Annotated in this window: 22 protein-coding genes; 5 read left to right on the top strand and 17 right to left on the bottom strand. The window is 48.8% G+C overall.

All coding sequences use genetic code 11. The features are described 5' to 3' along the window. Positions 1 to 3: 3 nt before the first annotated feature. The 11 genes from fnr to ccoN form a co-directional block, all read right to left on the bottom strand. A complete protein-coding gene (fnr, locus tag XMM312_RS06885) occupies positions 4 to 765 on the bottom strand; it encodes a fumarate/nitrate reduction transcriptional regulator Fnr (protein WP_173480778.1) in 762 nt (253 codons plus the stop codon). Between the two features lie 121 nt (positions 766 to 886). Next, the gene (gene hemN, locus XMM312_RS06880) at positions 887 to 2,272 is read right to left on the bottom strand and encodes an oxygen-independent coproporphyrinogen III oxidase (RefSeq protein ID WP_173480779.1); all 1,386 of its coding nucleotides are present in this window, start codon (positions 2,270 to 2,272) and stop codon (positions 887 to 889) included. Positions 2,273 to 2,347: 75 nt separating this feature from the next. Then, on the bottom strand, positions 2,348 to 3,001 hold the full coding sequence (locus XMM312_RS06875) for a sulfite exporter TauE/SafE family protein (RefSeq protein ID WP_173480780.1): 654 nt from the start codon (positions 2,999 to 3,001) through the stop codon (positions 2,348 to 2,350). Positions 3,002 to 3,003: 2 nt separating this feature from the next. Continuing rightward, positions 3,004 to 3,216, bottom strand: coding sequence for a cbb3-type cytochrome oxidase assembly protein CcoS (ccoS, locus tag XMM312_RS06870; protein ID WP_173480781.1), 213 nt, complete (start codon positions 3,214 to 3,216; stop codon positions 3,004 to 3,006). Between the two features lie 6 nt (positions 3,217 to 3,222). Beyond that, positions 3,223 to 5,628 carry a heavy metal translocating P-type ATPase gene (locus tag XMM312_RS06865; RefSeq protein WP_173484471.1) on the bottom strand — a complete coding sequence of 802 codons (2,406 nt, stop codon included), beginning with the start codon at positions 5,626 to 5,628 and terminating at the stop codon, positions 3,223 to 3,225. 9 nt (positions 5,629 to 5,637) lie between these two features. Beyond that, positions 5,638 to 6,147 (bottom strand): FixH family protein, encoded by a 510-nt coding sequence (locus tag XMM312_RS06860; RefSeq protein WP_173482395.1) that lies wholly within the window; start codon positions 6,145 to 6,147, stop codon positions 5,638 to 5,640. 90 nt (positions 6,148 to 6,237) lie between these two features. Continuing rightward, positions 6,238 to 7,659, bottom strand: a complete 1,422-nt coding sequence (ccoG, locus tag XMM312_RS06855; RefSeq protein ID WP_173488940.1) for a cytochrome c oxidase accessory protein CcoG — start codon at positions 7,657 to 7,659, stop codon at positions 6,238 to 6,240. A gap of 108 nt (positions 7,660 to 7,767) precedes the next feature. Then, positions 7,768 to 8,661 carry a cytochrome-c oxidase, cbb3-type subunit III gene (gene ccoP / locus XMM312_RS06850; RefSeq protein ID WP_173488939.1) on the bottom strand — a complete coding sequence of 298 codons (894 nt, stop codon included), beginning with the start codon at positions 8,659 to 8,661 and terminating at the stop codon, positions 7,768 to 7,770. An 11-nt stretch (positions 8,662 to 8,672) separates the two neighbouring features. Next, positions 8,673 to 8,852, bottom strand: a complete 180-nt coding sequence (locus XMM312_RS06845; RefSeq protein WP_173480786.1) for a cbb3-type cytochrome c oxidase subunit 3 — start codon at positions 8,850 to 8,852, stop codon at positions 8,673 to 8,675. 6 nt (positions 8,853 to 8,858) lie between these two features. Next, a complete protein-coding gene (gene ccoO, locus XMM312_RS06840) occupies positions 8,859 to 9,479 on the bottom strand; it encodes a cytochrome-c oxidase, cbb3-type subunit II (protein ID WP_173480787.1) in 621 nt (206 codons plus the stop codon). Between the two features lie 20 nt (positions 9,480 to 9,499). Then, entirely contained in the window at positions 9,500 to 10,939 is a 1,440-nt protein-coding gene (gene ccoN / locus XMM312_RS06835) for a cytochrome-c oxidase, cbb3-type subunit I (protein WP_173480788.1), read from the bottom strand. A gap of 392 nt (positions 10,940 to 11,331) precedes the next feature. Between ccoN and rlmM the strand changes: the two genes are divergently transcribed. Continuing rightward, complete coding sequence (rlmM, locus tag XMM312_RS06830; RefSeq protein ID WP_173480789.1) at positions 11,332 to 12,396, top strand: 23S rRNA (cytidine(2498)-2'-O)-methyltransferase RlmM; 1,065 nt, start codon at positions 11,332 to 11,334, stop codon at positions 12,394 to 12,396. On the opposite strand, the gene XMM312_RS06825 is transcribed toward rlmM, so the two are convergent. After that, positions 12,397 to 12,678: an antibiotic biosynthesis monooxygenase gene (locus XMM312_RS06825; protein WP_173480790.1), complete on the bottom strand. Its 282-nt coding sequence runs from the start codon at positions 12,676 to 12,678 to the stop codon at positions 12,397 to 12,399. A 139-nt stretch (positions 12,679 to 12,817) separates the two neighbouring features. Between XMM312_RS06825 and tusA the strand changes: the two genes are divergently transcribed. The 3 genes from tusA (at position 12,818) to trxC (ending at position 14,140) form a co-directional block, all read left to right on the top strand. Then, positions 12,818 to 13,057, top strand: a complete 240-nt coding sequence (tusA, locus tag XMM312_RS06820; RefSeq protein ID WP_173488938.1) for a sulfurtransferase TusA — start codon at positions 12,818 to 12,820, stop codon at positions 13,055 to 13,057. Then, entirely contained in the window at positions 13,054 to 13,614 is a 561-nt protein-coding gene (locus XMM312_RS06815) for a ProQ/FINO family protein (RefSeq protein WP_173482398.1), read from the top strand. The genes tusA and XMM312_RS06815 overlap by 4 nt, the downstream gene beginning before the upstream one ends. A 100-nt stretch (positions 13,615 to 13,714) precedes the next feature. Further along, positions 13,715 to 14,140, top strand: coding sequence for a thioredoxin TrxC (gene trxC, locus XMM312_RS06810; protein ID WP_173482399.1), 426 nt, complete (start codon positions 13,715 to 13,717; stop codon positions 14,138 to 14,140). A gap of 1 nt (position 14,141) precedes the next feature. Here the strand turns inward: trxC and XMM312_RS06805 are convergent, their stop codons facing one another. The 4 genes from XMM312_RS06805 to XMM312_RS06790 form a co-directional block, all read right to left on the bottom strand. Beyond that, positions 14,142 to 15,197, bottom strand: a complete 1,056-nt coding sequence (locus XMM312_RS06805) for a DUF3080 family protein (RefSeq protein ID WP_173488937.1) — start codon at positions 15,195 to 15,197, stop codon at positions 14,142 to 14,144. After that, positions 15,163 to 16,530, bottom strand: a complete 1,368-nt coding sequence (locus tag XMM312_RS06800) for an MATE family efflux transporter (RefSeq protein ID WP_173488936.1) — start codon at positions 16,528 to 16,530, stop codon at positions 15,163 to 15,165. Before XMM312_RS06800 ends, XMM312_RS06805 begins: the two co-directional genes overlap by 35 nt. 23 nt (positions 16,531 to 16,553) lie before the next feature. Further along, a complete protein-coding gene (locus XMM312_RS06795; protein WP_173480796.1) occupies positions 16,554 to 16,931 on the bottom strand; it encodes a carboxymuconolactone decarboxylase family protein in 378 nt (125 codons plus the stop codon). A 78-nt stretch (positions 16,932 to 17,009) separates the two neighbouring features. Continuing rightward, positions 17,010 to 18,752, bottom strand: coding sequence for an alpha/beta hydrolase (locus tag XMM312_RS06790; RefSeq protein ID WP_173488935.1), 1,743 nt, complete (start codon positions 18,750 to 18,752; stop codon positions 17,010 to 17,012). Positions 18,753 to 18,894: 142 nt separating this feature from the next. On the opposite strand from XMM312_RS06790, the gene XMM312_RS06785 reads away from it, so the two are divergent. Next, positions 18,895 to 19,146, top strand: a complete 252-nt coding sequence (locus XMM312_RS06785; protein WP_371731430.1) for a glutaredoxin family protein — start codon at positions 18,895 to 18,897, stop codon at positions 19,144 to 19,146. On the opposite strand, the gene XMM312_RS06780 is transcribed toward XMM312_RS06785, so the two are convergent. Continuing rightward, the gene (locus XMM312_RS06780) at positions 19,129 to 20,988 is read right to left on the bottom strand and encodes a transglycosylase SLT domain-containing protein (protein ID WP_173488934.1); all 1,860 of its coding nucleotides are present in this window, start codon (positions 20,986 to 20,988) and stop codon (positions 19,129 to 19,131) included. The genes XMM312_RS06785 and XMM312_RS06780 overlap by 18 nt on opposite strands. Positions 20,989 to 21,156 lie beyond the last annotated feature (168 nt).

Here is a 21,156-nt window from a genome sequence, read left to right as displayed (position 1 = left end):
TATTTAACCGTGGTGTTGATTGCACTCTGGGCTGGGTGCTTCACCAGCCGCATCCAGCAGCGCTGCTTGATCAAGAATTTCCAGCTCTTTACCTTCAACACGAATCAGCTCTTGTGAAGAGAAGCGTGTAAAGATTCGACTGACCGTCTCGACCGCTAGGCCAAGGTAGTTGCCTATTTCGTTACGTGACATCGAAAGTCGGAAGGATTGTGCAGAGTAGCCACGCAGGGCATAACGTTGCGACAGCTTGAAAATAAAGGTTGCGATACGTTGTTCAGCCGTCTTTTTAGAGAGCAGCATCATCATCTGTTGGTCATCGCTGATCTCGTGGCTCATAGAGCGCATCACAGAACGACGCAGCTCTGGCATTTGACCTGCCAGATCGTCCAAGCGTGAGAAAGGGATCTCACAGACAGTGGTCGTCTCAAGCATCTTAGCCGACATTGGGTAGCTGCCTGAATCGAATCCGGCTAGGCCAACCAGTTCACCTGGGAAGTAGAAACCGTTGATCTGCTCTTCTCCCTCAGGGTTTACAGAGTAAGTTTTTAACGACCCCGCACGAATGGCGAACAGTGACGTGAACTCTTCACCCTGTCTAAACAGGAAGTCGCCCTTGTGAAGTGGTTTGCTCTTATCAACGATATCGTCGAGGCGAAGCGCCTCTTCGTCGTTTAGAGAGACAGGCAAGCAGAGTGTACTCAAGCTGCAGGTGTTACAGCTTACCTGGCCGATGCTGGCGAGTTTGATGTTTTTGGTGTCAGACATAAGGGCTCCTTAGTTGCCTGACAGTATATCCAAAAGCGCTTTATTGACCCAAGTCAATTTAGATAAAAAAGTGGACTTTTTAACGGTCCACTTTTAGTGAAATTTACTGTGCAAAATCGGATTAGATGATTTTAGAAAATCGCTGTTCTGAGTGATCGATATAGGCATCAAAGGTCATGCAGATTCGACGAATCAACAAACGCCCAGCGGCGGTGACATCCATTCCATCCTCTCTTAAATGAATCAGGCCATCCTGTGCCATCGGCTCAAGCAGTTTTAATTCGTTAGCAAAATACTCTTTAAAGTCGATATTGAGCGCTTTGGATTGATCGGCAAAATCGAGTTGGAAGTCACAGATCAGGCGGGTAATCACCGCTCTGCGAATTTTGTCATCCTCATTGAGGCAGTACTCTTTGGTTAATGCTGAGCCCTGAGATTCAATATCTTGCGTGTAGCGCTCAATGTTAGGGCTGTTCTGTAGGTAGTAATCGCCAATCTGACTAATCGATGAGACGCCCAAACCAATCAAGTCACACTGTGAGTGAGTGGTATAGCCCTGGAAGTTACGGTGCAGCGTTCCATCATCTTGGTGTTGTGTCAGTGTGTCGTCTGGCAGAGCAAAGTGATCCATACCAATGTTGCGGTAGCCCGCTGCCGTCAGCTTCTCAATACTTTGATGGTGAATCGCAAGTTTAGTGAGCGCGTCGGGTAACTCATCGGCATTGATACGACGCTGTGGTTTAAAGCGCTCGGGTAGGTGAGCATAGTTAAATACCGAGAGACGATCGGGTCGTAGCTCTAGAATTCGGTCCAAGGTCTCGGCAAAGCTCTCTTCAGTTTGCAGCGGCAAGCCATAGATTAGATCAACGTTGATTGAGCGAAAGCCCAGTTCACGCGCCTCTTTAAGCAGGTCCGTTGTCATCTCTAGGGATTGCACGCGGTTTACCTTGATTTGAACCGCTTCGTTAACATCCTGAACCCCTATGCTGATGCGGTTGAAACCCAATTCACGCAGCAGCTTTAAGCGGTCTTTAGTCATTTCACGAGGATCGATCTCAATGGCGTAGTCACCTTGATCGTCATCACGCAGTTTAAAGGCCTCTTTTAGCGCCTGCATTAAACGAGCGGTCTGCTCATCATCAATGAAGGTGGGTGTGCCGCCGCCCCAGTGAAGCTGATCCACTTGAACGTCACTGCCCAGTTCAGTGCTACGCAGTTTAATCTCTTTTAACAGCGTCTGAAGGTAGGGTTCTGCACGGGAGCGATCTTTTGTGACCACCTTGTTGCATCCGCAGTAGTAGCAGACGTGCGCACAGAAGGGGATGTGAATATAGAGTGATAAAGGCTTACGACTGTCGCGCTCACTGATCGCTTTAGAGAGCGTTTTGACACTGTCTGGGGTGTCAGTAAATTGCAGTGCGGTTGGGTAAGAGGTGTAGCGAGGACCTGCTAAATCATAACGGCGAATCAGGTCGGTATCCCACTGGATGTTGGTCTGTTGCAGCACAGTAATATTCCTTAATCTTCAGATGTCAGAATATTAAGCAATAATAGGGAGTTATGTGTTGATACGGGTCAACCGCTACGCGCTTAGCAGTGTCCAAATGCCCATCAGTATCAACAGTAGCCCCGAGAGTTTGCGCACCAATGTGTGGGCGACCAGCTCGCGTAGTTGTTTAGCCAGTAGCCCAGTGGCGAGCATGGCTGGCAAAGTGCCCAAGCCAAAGCCCAGCATGAGTAGAGTGCTCTCTGCAACGCTACCGGCGGCCGATGACCAGATTAAGGTGCTGTAGACCAGACCGCAAGGTAGCCAGCCCCAGCCAATGCCCAGTACTAAGGCTTTAAACGGGGTGTCGGCAGGCATAAAGGGTTTAAGAAGAGGCGCTATCTGTTTCCACAATAGCGAGCCAGCCTGTTCCAGTTTCGTTAGGCCAAACCACCACTGTGCGATGTAGAGGCCCATGCTGATCAGTAGAAGGCCTGCAATCCAGCGTAGCGCAAAGGCTATCTCTGTCTGTTGTAGGGTTGCACCTAACAGACCAAGAATGGCACCCGCTGCACAGTAGCTAGCGATACGTCCAAGATTGTAGCTAAACAGACCTAATAGGGAGTTGGCTCGACCTGTTCCACCTATACTGAGACTCGAGGCAAGTCCACCACACATGGCTAGGCAGTGTGTTGTGCCAAGAAGGCCAATGATGAATGCCGAGGTGAAGCTAAGAGAGGCGGGCAGCATGCTCAATCTTTTGGTGTTTCAGAGGATGGAGCTTCAGGCTCTTTTTTGACGCGCGCGTCTTCAGGAATCATATCTTCATCATCGTCGTATAGAATGCGATGAGCAGGGGACTCTAGGTCATCAAATTGACCAGAATTAACGCTGTAGAAGAAAGCCCAGGTCGCAAAGGCTACCAAGATGATCGCGACAGGGATAAGTAAATAGACGATTTCCATAAAAACCTACAGCTGTTTGGTTAGACGAAGGGCATTGCCGACAACAATCAGCGAGCTAAGGGACATGCCAATAGCCGCCATCCAGGGGGCAATAAAACCACTTGCTGCTAAGGGTAGCGCGATTAGGTTGTATAACAAAGCCCAGCCAATATTTTGACGAATGATGTTTCGTGTTTTACGAGCCATGTTAAGGGAGCCAGGGATGCGTCTTAGATCAGAGCTGACCAACACAGCATCAGAGGATGTTTTGGCAAGGTCTGTCGCGCCGTTCATCGCAATAGAGGTCTGCGCACCGGACAGAACGGGAATGTCGTTGATACCATCGCCAATCATCAGGATGCGTTCACCGTTGTTTTGCATCGCCTTTACACGAGCTAGCTTATCTTCTGGCGACAAGTGCGCTTCAACATGATCGATCCCTAACTCAGAGGCGATGCGTTGTGCATTCGCTTCGCGATCACCGGTTAGCATGCCAACAGGTAATCCCAATGCTTGGATCTGCTTAACCGCTTCAATAGCCTCAGGTCGAAGTTGATCGTCAATCGAAAACCAGGCGAGAGGGCCGGAGCTATTACCCATCAGAAGAAAAATCCCTGTCCCTTCTGGGTGAGTGGGAGGTTGGTTTCCAAAGAGTTCGGATACAAACCCGGGTTTACCAATACGATAGGTGTTTCCGTTAATCGTTCCCTCTACGCCTCTACCCACATGGTTAGTGGCCTCTTCAACAGAGTATTCAAAGTAGGGAGCAAAAGCGGACGCGATGGGGTGCTCTGAGCGGCTCTCAATTGCTGCCGCTAGTTGATTGAGCTCATCAACGGACTGCTCACAGAGAGGGGTGGTCTCACGCAACGTCAGTTTGCCGGTGGTCAGTGTGCCGGTTTTATCAAAGTAGACGGCCGTGCACTGTGCCAAACTCTCTAATACATGCCCGCGAGTAACCAGCAGTCCCATTTTACGCAGAGAACCTATGGCTGCTGTTAAAGCCGTCGGTGTAGCCAAGGAGAGTGCGCAAGGGCAGGTGACTACTAGGACGGAGAGTGTCACCCAGAAAGCGTCTGAAGGGGATATCTGCCACCAGATAAGACTGACAACGACAGCCGTTAGAAGAACGCCAGCGACAAAATAGCTCGCAACCTTGTCGGCAATCTGAGCCGCCTTGGGTTTATCAGCCTGAGCACGATCCAATAGATTCAAAATGGAGGACATGCGAGACTGTTCAGCACTGCTGGTGATCTCCATCTCAATCGCTTGCTCCATATTGATGGTACCGCCTACTAAAGGGTCGCCAAGCGCTTTGCTGACGGGCAGAGGCTCACCGGTGAGGGCCGACTCATCAATGCTGGTGTGTTGCGTAAAGAGTATGCCATCAGCTGGTATGGAGTGACCGGGCTTAACCAGTACGCGATCGCCTGGGTTGAGTTCCGATACCGGGACAAGCTGTTCGCCTGTCTCGGTCAATCGCGTAGCGCTGGCTGGAAGAATATTGGCCAACTCATTGCCGGCCATACCGGTTCTGTGGCGCGCTTTCATCTCGAAGAAGCGGCCAATCAATAGGAAGAAGGTGAACATCGAGACCGAGTCGTAGTAGACCTCGCCGCTCTGCGTGATCGTAGCCCATACGCTGGCTATATAAGCGCCACCTATAGCGATAGATACCGGCACATCCATACTGAGGTGTCGGGTGCGAAGATCCCGTCGGGCCGCGTTGAAGAAGGGGCGCGCGGCATAAAATACAACAGGGGTGGCAACAATGAAGCTGGTCCAGCGAATAAAGTTCTGGATGTGCTCCTCCATGAAGAAGGCGTCACCTAGGTAGAGTGCCGATGACATCATCATCACCTGCATCATGCCGACACCGGCAACACCCAGTCGGCGCATCGCCTTTTTCTGCTCCTGTTCGTAGAGCTTCTCTTCTTGGTTGGGCGTAAACGGGTGAGGTGTGTAACCGATCGAAATGATGGCGGCCATCAGTTCACTTAAGGGTTTCTCTGACGGGTTCCAAACGAGTCGAGCGCGGTGGTTGGTTAGGTTAACGGTAAAGCTAGTGACACCAACCTGTTCGGTCAGATGCTTCTCTAAAAGCCAAACACAGGCAGCACAGTGGATCCCTTCAATGACAAAGAGGGCCTCTTTGCGATCGGAGTCTATGGTTCTGACGAAGGGTGCTTGAATGGATTCATTATCATAGAGTGCGAGTTGATCTTCGGACTCTATTTCAGTGGGGCGTTCTTGCTGTTGACTGCCGCGGTGCTGGTAGTACTTCTCTAGACCTGAGCCCAGTATTGTTTGAGTGACCGCACGGCAGGCGGGGCAACAAAATGACTCTTGCTTTCCATCAATTGAAAGCTCAACCTTCACCCCCTTAGGAATAGGGGTGGCACAGTGAAAACAAGAGTCTTTTGGATTACTCATTTTGGTCTGTTAGAACTTACCCACCTTGAAGGTATTTTGATCGTAAGGGGGCAATATTTCGCGACGTAGACGCCAGTTACCCTCAGTGTTGGTAATGATCAGGTAGCGTTTGCCGGTTAGTGTGCTCTGTAAGTTGCCAACGTAGACGCCTGTACCGCCCACTGAGCGAACCGTTAGGCTTTGATCATACTTCTGGTGGGTAGGGTGAACCAGGTCAACGGATAGTTGATCACCCAAAAAACTGTTCGATTTAAGATCCAAGCGAATATCACCGGTCAGTGTGTCCAACAATACTTCACCATGAATGCCTAAGCGATCCGCTTCATCTGAACGGCTGGTGTCGACATTAGTACCACGTGCCTCTTTGTAGTAATCGTCTTTAACCACGCCATCCATAGTCGTAATAGCAAGATAGAGGAAGGTTGTTCCATAGATAACCACAGCGATCAACGGCGCCAATACAAACCATAGCCATTTCTGCTTGTACCAAGGGCCAATGTCGTGAGTCTGTTCAGTCATGTAAACCTCAAAATAGTGACTAAAATAAAGCGCGGATATCCCTAAGAATATCCGCGCGCGAGTATATCACAGATTCTCTGTGACACTGTCTTAACGCTTAGGCGCAGGACCTATGAAACGACTTTCTGATTCAGCTTCAACGCCTGAGCCATCAGTCGCTGTTACGATAAAATCGATCTCATAGTTTGCTCGCTCCATAGCGCGAGGATCCAGAATGATCGACAGGTTGTGATCGAGTAGTTCACCAACGGCTACGTTTACAACGGTATCACCATTGATGATGGCATCCTCTAACCCTTCAACACGGATCTCGTACTGGTAATCACGTTGTGATTTGTTTGCCAGTTTTAGTGTGTAGGTGTTACGGATCAACCCATCATTAGTAGTGCTGTAGAGCTGACCGCGTTCACGAATAACGTCCACCTCAAGCGGCACTCGTGTAAAGAGTACATAACTGAAGGCGATGAACATGGCACAGATCGCGACGAAGTAACCGATCAAGCGAGGGCGGAAGATATGGGTTTTTTTACCGTTAAGCTCATGCTCGGTGGTGTAGCGAACCAGACCTTTCTCATAGCCCATCTTCTCCATGATGTTGTCACAGGCATCGACACAGGCACCACAAGCGACACACTCATACTGAAGACCATCACGGATATCGATACCGACAGGGCAGACGTGCACACAGTGACCACAGTCGATACAGTCACCCAGGCCTTCAGCCTTGTGATCGATGTGGCGTTTACGAGCACCACGATTCTCACCGCGTTTCTCATCGTAAGAGATGATCAAGGTATCTTGGTCAAACATAACACTCTGGAAACGAGCGTATGGGCACATGTAGATACAGACCTGTTCGCGTAACCAGCCAGCCGCACCGTAGGTACCAACCGTAAAGAACGCCAACCACCAAAGTTCCCAAGGTCCAAGATTGAAGCTCAGAATGTTTGGAACCAGTTCGCGTACCGGTGAGAAATAGCCAACAAATGCAACGGCTGAAACGGCACCTATAGCAAGCCAGATAAGGTGCTTAGCCAGTTTGCGCAGAACCTTGTTCGCACTCCAAGGCGCTTTGTCCAGCTTCATGCGAGCGTTGCGATCACCCTCAGTTAGTTGCTCGATACGAATGAACAACCAAGTCCAGACAAACTGTGGGCAGGCATAGCCACACCAGAGACGACCGGCAAACACCGTAACAAAGAAGAGGGTGAAGGCCAGAATGATCAGCAGCCACGAAAGCAGCATGAAATCTTGTGGCCAAAACGTGAAGTTAAAGACATGGAACTGGCGGTTTGGCAGATCAAATAGCACGGCCTGTTTGCCATCGTATTGGATCCAAGAGAAACCGTAGAACATCAGCAGCATGATCGCACTTGAGATGTTTCGTAGATTCTTGAATAGGCCGGTCGTGTACTTAACGTAGATCTCTTCACGCTTCGCGTACAGATCGTAGGTTTCAGTAGCGCCAGAGCCCTTTTTTGGGGTGACATCTTTAACTGGGATATTAGACATGCAACTCGCCTGTGCTTATATGACTTGATTTGATTGTCTATTATAAATGGAATAAAAAAAAGGCGACTTGATATATATCAGGTCGCCTTTTCTTCTGCGGGGGGTCTATTAGTTGTTAGACAAGCTGTAGACGTATGCAGAGATCAGTTTGATCTTATCTTCTGAAAGAAGATCTTTGTGCGCTGGCATTACGCCTGCACGGCCTGCACGGATAGTGTGAGCGATCTGCTCAAACTTACCACCGTAAAGCCATACATCGTCAGTTAGGTTAGGTGCACCCAGTGCCGCCATACCTTTACCTGTTGGCATGTGACATGCCGCACACAGAGTGTTGTATTGTGCTTGACCACGTTCAGCTGCTGCTGCGTCGTGTTCGTTGCCGCTGATGCTAAGCACGTAGTTAGTCACGTCTTGAACACCATCTTCACCCAGTACCGCACCCCAAGCAGGCATCGCACCACGACGACCATTGACGATAGACATCATAATGGTTTGTGGCTCGCCACCGTACAACCAATCTTTGTCGGTTAGGTTAGGGAAGCCGTAAGCACCCTGACCGCCAGTACCGTGACAAACAGAACAGTTGTTGGCAAACATGCGCTGACCCATTTTAAGGCCTGCTTCGTTACCTGGTTGGTTTAGCTCTTCAATTGATAGCGAAGCGTATTTAGCGAAAACAGGTTTGTAGACCTCTTCTGCGTGTGCCACTTCCTCTTCCCACTGGTTAGCCGACGTCCAACCAAGAAGGCCCTTGAAGTTACCAAGACCTGGGTAAAGCGCTAGGTAACCGAGTGAGAAGATAACCGTACCAATGAATAGTTGGAACCACCAGCGTGGTAGTGGGTTATCAAGCTCTTCGATGCCATCGAATTCGTGGCCCGTAGTCGCTTCAGTTGTTTCTTTGTGTGTTTCACTTTTGCGCGTTGCTAGAAGCAGCCAAGTACAGCCGATAATAACGGCTAGAGTGATGACTGTGATCCATGCGCTCCAAAAAGCACTCATCTTTCTACTCCTTACTCGACGTCTTTGTCAGTTTTTCTGGTGCGTTCATCAATCTCCTCGTCCTGGAAGGGGAGGTTGGCTGCATCGTCAAACCGTTTGCGGTTTTTCGGATTCAGTACCCAGATGAACAGGGCCAGAAACGTTACCAGCATCACTACTGGAATGTATGGACCGTAGACGTCGTAGCTCACTATTAATTACCGCTTGTTGTTGTACACAGTATGCATCTTGCCTAGCGCTTGTAGGTAAGCAACTAGAGCATCGATCTCATATTTGCCTTCTACGTTTTCTCGCGCTGAAGCGATTGTTGCATCGTCAAATGGAACGCCTAGCTTACGAAGAGCTTCCATCTTCGCAGCCGTATCTTTACCCGTTAGCTTCTGTTCGAACAGCCAAGGGTAAGATGGCATTTTTGATTCAGGTACAACGTCACGTGGGTTGTATAGGTGAGCACGCTGCCAGTCATCTGAGTAACGACCGCCGACACGAGCTAGGTCTGGACCTGTACGCTTAGAACCCCAAAGGAATGGGTGCTCGTAAACGTGCTCGTTAGCAGTAGAGAAGTGACCGTAACGCTCAGTCTCCGCACGGAAAGGACGGATCATCTGAGTGTGACATACGTGACAGCCTTCACGGATGTAGATATCGCGACCTTCAAGCTCTAGAGCTGAGTAGGTGCGAAGACCTTCGATTGGCTTAGTCGTAGAGCTCTGGAAGAACAGAGGTACGATCTCAGCCAAACCACCACCACTGATCACGATGATGATCAGTAGGGCAAGGAGGCCGACGTTCTTTTCAATAGTATCGTGTTTAATCATCTTAATGTCTCCGGTACTAATTACGCAGTAGCTGCTGATGGATCTGGGTTTTCAGCTTTAGCTACTGTGCTGCCTGCACGTACGGTCTGCCATACGTTGTAAGCCATTAGAAGCATACCGGTTACGAAGAAGACACCGCCTAGGAAACGTACAAAGTAACCTGGGTGGCTCGCTTCTAGGGCTTCTACGAAGCTGTAAGTAAGCGTGCCGTCTTCGTTAACTGCGCGCCACATTAGACCCTGTAGGATACCGTTAACCCACATTGCACAGATGTAAAGAACTGTACCGATTGTTGCCAACCAGAAGTGAGTGTTGATTAGGCCGACGCTGTACATCTGAGCCTTACCAAACAGCTTAGGAATCATGTGGTAAACCGCGCCGATAGAGATCATTGCAACCCAACCTAGAGCACCAGCGTGTACGTGGCCGATAGTCCAGTCAGTGTTGTGTGACAGTGCGTTGACTGTCTTGATTGCCATCATTGGGCCTTCGAATGTTGACATACCGTAGAAGGATAGAGAGACAACAAGGAAGCGAAGAACTGGGTCTGTGCGAAGCTTATGCCAAGCGCCAGATAGCGTCATCATACCGTTGATCATACCGCCCCAAGAAGGTGCAAGAAGGATCAAAGACATGACCATGCCGACTGACTGAGTCCAGTCTGGAAGCGCAGAGTAGTGTAGGTGGTGACCACCAGCCCACATGTACGTCGCGATCAGTGCCCAGAAGTGAACGATCGATAGACGGTATGAGTAGATTGGACGCTCTGCTTGCTTAGGTACGAAGTAGTACATCATGCCTAGGAAGCCTGCCGTTAGGAAGAAGCCTACAGCGTTGTGTCCGTACCACCACTGAACCATCGCGTCGACAACGCCAGGGTAGACAGAGTAAGACTTCCACAGTGTAACAGGCATAGAGATGCTGTTAACGATGTGAAGCACTGCAACAGTGATAATAAATGCCATGTAGAACCAGTTGCCCACGTAGATGTGCGACGTTTTACGGTTCTTAACGGTACCTAGGAACACGATTGCGTATGAGATCCATACAACCGCGATCAAGATATCGATAGGCCATTCAAGTTCAGCGTACTCTTTAGTGGTTGTCAGACCCATCGGCAGCGTGATTGCTGCTGCGACGATGACTGCTTGCCAACCCCAGAAAGTGAACGATGCTAAACCGTCAGAGATTAGACGCGTCTGACAGGTGCGCTGTACAACGTAGTAAGACGTTGCAAATAGTGCACATCCGCCAAAGGCGAAGATAACTGCGTTGGTATGCAACGGACGAAGACGTCCGAAAGAGAACCATGCAGTGTCGAAGTTAAGTGCCGGCCAGACTAGTTGTGCGGCGATGAGTACACCCATCGTCATACCAACTATGCCCCAGACTACAGTCATGATGGCGAACTGGCGTACAACTTTGTAGTTGTAGGTCGTGTTTGCTGTTGCAGTGCTCATTTCATGCTCTCATCAAAGCTAAGTGAATTGATAGTTTTTGAAACCGTTGCGAATTATCAGTTATGGGGCAAGATTTTTCAATGCAAAACGCCCCTAAATAGGGCGTTGTAGCTATCCATTAGTATTATCTAATAAGTCGGTTGTCGTGAATTTTAAAAAGGCGGATACGATTTGTTAATGGTGTAAGTTACTGATATTAAATGACTTAATCATTTATTACGATTGGTTCAAACTATATATCTGTTTATTATTTGTTCGATTTTAGTCAATTTTTTGATTCATCAAAAATAACGCTTTTTTGATATGTATCAATTTTCATAAAAGTGACTGATTTTTGCTATTACGACGGCTAACTCGTTAAACTGTCGCCTCTGTTTTAGGGAGAGGTTCCTTTGAATCACATTATTATCTATTGTCGCAGTGGCTTTGAGAGTGAGGCCGCCAGTGAAATATCAGTAAAAGCGGCGGAGGCTGGAGTTTACGGTTATCCGAAGTTTGATGATTTGGCGGGTTATATAGAGTTTGTGATCAACCCTCCTCACAACGCGCTGCAGTTGATGAGTAAGCTGCGCTTTCGCGATCTCATCTTTGCGCGCCAATGGATCGCCTGTGAGCCAATGCTGCAGGGCGTTTCGTCAAAAGATCGCCTAACACCCATCAGTGAAGCGGTTGCTAAGCTGCCCAAAGCCTCTGAGTTGTTGGTTGAGAGTGCGGATACTACTGATGGCCGCAACCTTAATGGTTTGGCTAAAAAACTCGGTAGTGCTGCAGCAGGCTTTTTACGACAGCAGGATCTTTTACTTCCAAGAAAATCAAAGGCTGAATATCGGCTACATATCTTCCTGCTCGAAAATAATCAGATTTGGGTCGGTGTCAGTCCGATCAATAACAGTTCCAAATGGGAGCAGGGGATTAAGCGACTTAAATTCCCAGCCGATGCACCGAGCCGCTCTACATTAAAACTTGAAGAGGCGTGGCACTACTTTATCCCACAAAAAGCCTGGGATGAGCGGTTGCAGCGCGGTATGAAAGCAGTCGATTTGGGGGCGGCCCCCGGTGGCTGGACCTATCAGCTGGTTAAACGCGGCATGTTTGTCACAGCGGTTGATAATGGGCCCATGAAGGGTGATCTAATGGAGACCGGTCAGGTTGATCACCAACGCGAGGATGCCTTTACCTTTGCGCCTGCCAAGCCAGTGGATCTGATGGTGTGTGATGTCGTTGATAAACCGACACGTGTCATTGAGTTGATGGCAAAGTGGGCCATTAATGGCTGGGCTGATCGTTTGATCTTCAACTTAAAGTTGCCAATGAAAAAGCGCTACATTGAAGTATCAGATCGAATAGAGCAGTTGGAGATGATTCTTCAGGAGCATGAAAAACCCTACCGTCTCGTCAGCAAGCATCTCTACCACGACCGTGAAGAGATCACTTGCTACCTGGAGTTAGACGTCTAATCAGTGCTCGTAGATTTTGATCAGCTCGTCACGCTCTAGCATGGGACGCAGTTTGTTCATCAGCTCAAGACGTTCCTGAGATTGATACCAACGCTCCCAGTCAGCCAGTGTGCTGTAGGTGGCAATGACTAAACGGTGCTCTGGATCATTGATGTCATGCATGACCTCGCCTTTGATAAAACCTGGTGAACGCATAGACGCTTGCAGAGTCTCTTTGGCAATGGCCGTGTATTGTGGCTCTAGTTCGGCAGGAACCTTGCGGTTTATAAAAACCTTGATCATCGATTTGTCCTCTAACTACTTGTTATATCTTGAGAATAACGTTCGGCTTAATATAGGTAAAGGTTAAATGGCCTTAAACTCGTTGGTGTTTTTAAAAACTATTTGCGACAATGCGCGACTTGATTGAAAGGATAGTGCCATGAGCATTGAAGAACCCATAGAACAGCTGGATGCGCGCGGTCTCTACTGCCCAGAGCCAGTGATGATGTTGCATGGTAAAATTGCTCAACTTCAAGTGGGTGATCTCTTTGAGGTGATTGCCACGGACCCCTCTACAGAGCGTGATATCCCTAAGTTTTGTAACTTCTTAGGGCACGAGTTGGTCAGTCATGAAGTGAACGATGATCTTTTCATCTATCGAATACGGAAAGGTGGATGAGTAAAATCATTCAACAGATAGCCTCTGATACAGAGCGTCTTCTGCAAGAGGCAGAAGAAATTTTAATCAGAGTTGAACAACAAGTTGATCGAACTGAACCTCGTCAACTTCAAGAGAATAAAACAGTGACAGAACAGAACACAGCTAAGCCTCGCAATAAAAACCGTGAAGCTAACCAAGCCGCAGTCGAACTGCTGATTGCCGCTTACCCCAATACATTCAACCTTGAAGAACCCAAGCCTCTGAAAATTGGTATTCAAGAGGACTTAGTGGCGGATGAAAAGGTCAGTCGCGGTAAGATTAAGCGTGCGCTAGCGACTTATGTTCGTAACCCACGTTACCTTCAGTCAATGGTTGTTGGCGCTCAGCGTGTTGATTTGACCGGTGCTGAAGTGGCTGAAGTGACTGCTGAAGATGAAAAGCACGCTAAAGCTAAGCTAGACGAGTACAAGCAGCGCCGTAAAGAGCGCCACCAAGAGGCTCGTAAACAACAACGCGTTGCTCAAAAAGAGGAGCGTCTTACCTCTAAACTAGAAGCCCTAGTTAAGAAGTTCTAATCGCTTAGGCAGGGCAACGGTTCTCGCTGCTCTGTCTTGTTCTCCCCTTGAACTCTGAATTTCTGCCTATATATTAGTAGTTAATGATATAGGAGATGTTATGAGTCAATCAGTTAATCTCAGCTGCCCCCACTGTTTAGCAACCAATCGAGTGCCCAAAGATAAGCTCGATAAAGGGCCTGCCTGCGGTAAATGCCGAAAAGCGATCTTTACTCAGCAACCGATCGCCCTGAGCGAAGAGAATTTCGCTAAGTTTATTCGCAATACGGATATTCCGGTTATTGTTGATTTCTGGGCAGGTTGGTGTGGACCCTGTCGAATGATGGCACCCGCCTTTGCCGAAGTGGCAAAACGCACTGAGCCTGAGATGCGCTTCGTTAAAGTTGATACCGAAGCCAATCAACAGCTGGCCGCTCGCTATAACATCAGAAGCCTTCCAACCGTTGTCCGTTTTGAGGGCGGTAAAGAGGTTAAGCGTCAGTCGGGCGCAATGAACATCAGCCAGCTGCAGCAGTGGGTGGGTTAATTCAGTTCTGATTACCCGGACGAAGTCCACACTGATCCAAAATATTCTGCCAAGATTGGGTGTGGTTCTCTCGAGCTTTTAGATACCTAGACCAGACCTCTCCTTCGGGATGGGTATAGGTGTCTAGCCATCGGCTTTGAGGGAGGTTGAGTGACGCGATGATGGCTTGATGAAGGTTACTCCATTGGCGGCCTGTACGTTCAACCTGAGCGATGTAGGGTTGCAAACTGTTGACGTAAAACTTCATAAAGACGTTCCAGAGTATCTCTGACTTCTGGTTTTGCCTCTGATTAAAGCAGATCGGTCTGTCATTGAGTCTTTGGTTAATCGCTTCTGAGGTCTGCTCTAAAACCTGAGTTAACAGTGCCATGCTGGCGAGCCACTCTGATCCGAAATTGGATCGATAGAGCGTTTCGTAGTCACGCTCTAGCTCATTGGCAAAAGAGGGTGTTTGCCAGTCTGTATTGTTTTGGGTTTCAGCGATCTCAGCAAAGCGCTGCATTGTCAGCATTAACTCTGAGGTTGAGTAGTCTGCATCGGGTAACAGTGGTGCAGCCCCCAGTGAGAAGTGATGTTCCATCTCTGGGCTGCTGTATAGGCTGTTCCATATCTGCTTTGGCCAGTTATCGCTCTTGATCTGATTGATCTCTTGAACACGCGCTAACACATCAGTTTGACTACTGTCACCTGTGAGCAGCTTCTGACAGCTGCGTAATTTTGGGATGAACCCCAGTTCGTAAATCAGTCGTTGTGAGCCACCGGCCAATTTGCCAAGGCTGGTGTTTCTCTGTGCGATTAGATCGATCAGCCCGCACTGCTTAAGATCGAGAACATCGATCAGGCCTTCGGTAATGGGTCTCAGGGTTTCAGTTCGCTCTCTTCGATCGGGAAGAATGGGGTAGAGCTTAGAGGTTTTGTTCAGTTGAAGATCAAAATCGATATCTATGGCTCGACTGGTCCGCTCGGCATAGGTCTCAACCAGGGACTGGGCTGGATCGGTATCGATACAGCCCGCGATAAAACTAGTTGAAATTAGGAGGGTTAACCAGTGCTTCATTGGATAGCTTATAGAGTCGTTTTATCAGTAGTACGGCGGCAAAGCTTAAGCCGATGAGTATGCCTAACCAGTAACCAACAGCCCCCATCTCTAAATGTTCGGCAATGATATACCCACTGGGTAGCCCAAGTATCCAGTAAGCGATAAACGCGATCAGCAGTGGGATTCGAGTATCCTTGTATCCGCGCAGTGCGCCATTCGCGGTCAGCTGGAGCGCATCGGAGAATTGGTAGAGTGCAGCGTAGCTAAGCAGGGTTGAGGCGATGGCGATGAGTTCAGCATCTTTAGAGAAGAGTGCAGCAATGCCATCGGACAGGATAAACAGAATCGTTGAGCTGAAGCAGGCTATCAAAAGGGCGATGCGCAGTCCCAGGAATCCTACTTGCTGGGCTTCAGCAAAGCGTTTAGCGCCATTGAGCTGGCCAACCCTAATGGTGACGGCCAAGCAGAGTGAGAGCGGCATCATAAAGATCAGGCTCGATATCGAGAGTGTGATCTGGTGAGCAGAGATCACCGTTGCACCGTAATCGGCCAAAAAGAGCGCAATCAGGCAGAACATGGTGGTCTCAACACCAAGGCTCGCGGCAATCGGTATGCCAATAGAGAGCTGATGTTTGATCTTCTCTCTGTTCGGTTTGAGCGTCTGTTTGAAGAGGTTCAACGGTTTGAAATAGCGGCTGTAGATCAGATAAGCAGCACCGGCTATGAACATGTACCAGAATACAATTGTTGTCGCCCATCCACAGCCTACACCGCCCATTTCAGGCATTCCCAGTTTGCCGAAGATGAAAATATAGTTAAGAGGTAGATTGAGCAGTACAGCGCTGATGCCTATTTTCATGACGATCTTTGTCTGCCCATGTCCCTCAGCAAAAGCCCTGATCGATTGATAGAGCAGCATGCCTGGTATGCCCCAGCTGATCGCAAACAGATAGTCATTGGCTGTGGATTTCAGAGCCGGTTCTACAGACAGTAGGGTAAGAATCCAGTCAGAGGCGCCATTGATGAAAAGCCAGCTGAGCACGCCGATCGCAAGTGTGATCAGAAGATTGTTAAACAATTCTGAGGCGGTCTCCTGTTCACGTTTTCCACCAACATGATGTGCCACGATCGGAGTCAATGCCATCATAGCGCCTGCTAAGGATAGCGAGAGTGGCGTCCATATACTGGAGCCCAGAGCGATAGCTGCCAGCTCTTCAGCGCCCGCCCAAGAGGCCATCAGAGTATCGGATAGACTCATCGCTGTTTGCGAGGACTGAGCCAGCAGCATGGGCCAGGCAAGGTGGAGTAGCTGCTTGATCTCTACTCTGGAGTTGGGCGGAAAAAATGACATGCTATTTCTTGTATCAGGGGCGCTTAAAGCTCTCCTGCCTCCTCAAGCACTGTCCGTGCAATACGAAAGCACTCAACGGCTGCAGGCACACCTGCATAGATGCCGACGGCATGAATAGCTGCTCGAATCTCGTCAACACTGCAACCATTATTCAATGCGCCCTTGCAGTGGGTTGCCCATTCGTGACTTTTGCCCATGGCGCCAAGCATCGCTAGATTCATTAACGAACGTGTTTTGGGATCAATGGCATCATCGCCCCAACCAAATCCCCAGCACCAAGCGGTCATCGCCTCCTGAAAGGGGCGGTTAAAGTCATCAGCAGCGGCTAGGTTTTTATCAACGTATTCAGCACCCAGTGTGCTGCGACGCATCTCTAAACCCTTATCAAAAAAGTTATCCATGTTGATCTCCTGATCGTTTCAGTCACACATAAAAAAACCGGGCACACAGTGTCCGGTTTTTTACATCGATTTGGAAGATTAATCGATACGAACTTTTACATAGCTACCAGGTGCGGCTTCAAGCGGTTTGTTCTCTTTGCTACCCAGAGTTTTCGGTGCATCCACTTTTTTACCAGCACGACGACGAACCCACTCAGCCCAGTTTGGCCACCAAGAACCTTCAACTTTTTCAGAGGTTTCAAACCAGTGGTCAGCGCCTTGGCCCTGCTCACCTTTAACCCAGTAGTTGCGACGGTTTTTAGAAGCTGGGTTGATTACGCCGGCAACGTGACCGCTTGCGCCAAGGACGAACTCGATCTCTGAACCAAAGGTCTCTGTCGCTTTGAAGGTCGCTTTCCAAGGTGCAATGTGGTCTTCAATGGTCGATAGGAAGTAACAAGGGATCTTGATCTCGCCAAGATCGATCTTCTCACCACAGATCTCCAGTGCATTCGGCTCAACCAGTTTGTTCTCTAGGTACATCTTATTGATGTAGTAGGTGTACATGGCCGCTGGCAGATTGGTGCTGTCCGAGTTCCAGTAGAGGATATCAAACGGCGGTGGTGTCTGACCTTTCAGGTAGTTATTAACAACGTAAGACCAGATGAGATCGTTCGAGCGCAACATGTTGAACGACGTCGCCAGTTCGCGTCCGTTTAGGAAGCCTGCTTGGCTCACTTTCTGCTCCAGCTGTTTGACTTGGTAGTCATCAATGAAGACGCAGAGATCACCTGGATCAGAGAAGTCAGTCAGCGTAGTTAAGAAGGTCGCGCTTGCGATACTGGTGTCTTTACGCTTCGCCATTACTGCTAGTGCAGTTGCTGTTAATGTGCCACCGACACACCAGCTCACCGTGTTGATCTTATCGCTGCCAGAGACCTCTTTGGTCACACGAACGGCTTCGAAGATACCCTCTGATACAAGATCATCCCAGCTGAGGTTTGACTGTTCGGAGGTTGGGTTGCGCCAAGAGACTAGGAACGTATTTTGGCCCTGTTCAACACAGTACTTAACGAATGAGTTGTGTGGCTGAAGATCAAGGATGTAGAACTTGTTGATGCTCGGTGGAATGATCAGCGTCGGGCGAGTGTAAACCTGTTCACCCTCTGGCTTGTAGTGAATCAGCTGAATGACATCGTTCTGGAAGATAACAGAGCCTTCGGTTGTCGCAAGGTTTTCGCCCAGCGTAAACGCGCTCTCATCAGTCATTGAGATGCGACCTTTCTCAAAGTCGGCTAGTAGATTTTTCATACCATCGAGCAGTGACTGACCCTTAGTATCAAGCGCCTGTTGCAGAACTTCAGGGTTAGTTGCTGCAAAGTTAGTTGGCGACATCGCATCGATGAACTGGCGAGTGTAGAACTCCAATTTGTTCTGATCTTGATCCGATAGGTTCGCGCTCTCAGCCATCTGAGTCAGCATCTTAGAGCTCAGTAGGTAAGACTGCTTGATGTAGTCGTAAATAGGATTAGTTGACCACTCTTCAGCCTGGAAACGACGATCGCCACGCTCTGGCTCAGCAACCGGTGCTTCAGTAGTATTACCGGTTAACAAGTTGCGCCATAGGTTAAACTGCGCGGTTTGGTAATCGGCGATTGCACGCATCCACAAGGTTGGATCTTGCAGTGAACGCGTCGCAAGTTCTGTCCATGACTTGGTGAATTGAGAGAACATATCCTCAGCACCCTTGCCAGAGAAGTTTTCAAGCATCTTGCTTGTCTCTTGGCTTACGTAATTGATGAACTCTTGAGGATCGGTCGGTCCGTTACCTTTAGTCGCCATGGTAAAACTCCAGTGTGAATGACGTTTAATGCAGTCAATGTTGCACCGCAAAATATTATCGTAGAATAACCCCAAGATTCGTAGGGAACAAGTTAGAGGTTAGTCTTACTCTATGGCTTTAATGTTAAGGGATTTTTAAATCGTGAAATTGTTGGAATTAATGACGACAGAGGGTTGCCATCTGTGTGATCAAGCACTCCCTCTGTTGGTCTCTGGTATTGATCCGTCAAAGTATGAAGTGGATCTGGTCGATATAGCCTTTGATGACGAGTTGATGAATCAATATGCCACCCGGATACCGGTCTTGGTCGATCCTCAATCTAAGCAGTCACTGGATTGGCCGTTTGATGCTGAGCAGTTGGCACAGTTTATCAGATCAGTTGAGGGCCAGTAGGGCCTGTTCGGTCGGTGTTAGCATCTGTCGTGTTTGGCCCTTACGCTGTGCGTAGATTACAGAGAAGCTGAGAACATTCTGCACATAGGTACGGGTCTCATCAAAGGGGATGAGCTCTATGAATATCTCCAACGGCAAATTCTCACGGCCCTTCAGCCAACGGCTGACACGGTGAGGCCCCGCATTATAGGCCGCCGTTGCATAGATTCGATTTTTATCAAATTGACGATACATCTGCGCTAGGTAAGCTGTACCTAGCTGTACATTGAAATCAGGATCGTAGAGGCGGTTACTACTTTTATACTTCACCTTGATAGATTTGGCAGTTCGCTTAGCTGTTCTGGGCATCAGCTGCATGAGCCCTCTAGCACCAACACTGGATCGAGCCCAGGGGAATAGGGCGCTCTCCTGTCTAGCAAGAGCCTGTGCCCAGATAGGGTCTATATTTCGCTTATTGGCATGTTTGATAAACAGATTCTCAAAGCCTTCTGGGAAGCGAAGGTCCATATCATTCCAAAACTCATGGTAAGCGGCGGCTAGAATTCCCTGTTGGTACCAACCTAGCTCATTCATCAAGTGCGCGGCGTGCTGGATCTCATTCGAAGACATCGTCTCTATCCAACGATTAAATTCAGATCGTGAGACTGTATAGCGATCAAGCGCTGTCAGCTCTTTAATGCGCAGGTAGTGTTTGGAGTCTCTTAATTTAGCTAGCAGGGTTGGATCAAGCGTGATCGGTTCATGATTCAAATCAGCGGGTTGCCCAAGATGATCAGCTGCTAGAAATCCGTAAAAACTGCGTTTGGTACGAAGTGTATCTAATATCTCTGTTCGCATTGGATTATTGGGGAGTGCGGCTAGCCAATATTGCCAACGAGGGGAGTCTTGCAGCTCTTTAGGGAGCTTGGCAATCAGGGTGGCGACCTCCTGCCAGTCCTGTTCAAGCAGGGCTAAGCGTATGCGCCATTCAGTGAGTTCAGCACTGGCAAAGGTTGGATCAAGCTTGGCGAGTTTGATTCGATCATGTGCATCAAGCTCCTTAGCGACCCTTACACCAACACGCGTGAGCTCTTGTAAATTATCCGCCAGACTCAGATCAAATCCTTTGCCCAGTTTTAGCAACAGATTTAACGCTTCATATGGGTCGTGACGATACGCACGTTCAATCGCAATGCGTTGAATTTTGGCGAGCTGCTTAGCTGAGTAACCGCTGCCCATTCGAAGGACTTTAAAGGGTGATCGATAGACCGATCGAGCCGCATCAGCAATGCGACGATCAGACTCTGACTTAACAAAGCGCAGCGCATAACCCGACAGTCCCCATTGGTTGGCATCCAACGCATTGAGAACCCGTTTGAGTGCGACATCGCTGGTCAGATCACCATTGGCTCTAAACAGTCTGAATAGATCATCACAACTGTCTGGCTGAGAGCGGCCCACACTCCAGAGTGATGCCGCAAGTTTAGAGGCTTCAGTTGTGCGCTTTTGTCGATAGAGAGCTTCGGCATAGCGACACTGCATCTCAGTATTAGGGGAATCGATCTCAGTGTAGTGGCTGAGGAATGCCCCCCAATCTCTCTTTTCCCCTAGATGCTCTGTGTAGTTGAAACGCAATAGCCCCTCTAAGTGTGAATCAGGGTACTGGTTGGTAAACTGTTGAATATCCTCTGGCTTGAGTCGATTCAGTTCGGCACTGTACTGATTGAAGACTAGGTAGGGGTAGAGGGGGTAAGACTCGAGCTGTTTAGCGGCGGGGTCATCAAGATCTAAGCGACCCAGTTTGGCGAGTCTCTCGGCTTTTAGAAATGCGAGTTGCTCTGCACTCTCTTTACCTTTGGCCATTGATTCTATGCTGATGGCAAAAGTGCTAAAGAGAATGGGGGCTAAGTATTTGTTCAATTTATTCGTTGTTAACAAAGCTCGCACTCAAATAAGTCTCTGCACTAACTATGGTTTAAATCTGCAAAAATTTCACCCCTTGTCAGGTTAATTTTTAGCAACTGAGTTAAA

It is taken from the genome of Marinobacterium sp. xm-m-312 (assembly GCF_013283295.1).
GTDB lineage: Bacteria > Pseudomonadota > Gammaproteobacteria > Pseudomonadales > Balneatricaceae > Marinobacterium_E.
The sequence above is the reverse complement of the archived record's forward strand: the minus strand, read 5'-3'. Positions and strand labels throughout refer to the sequence as shown.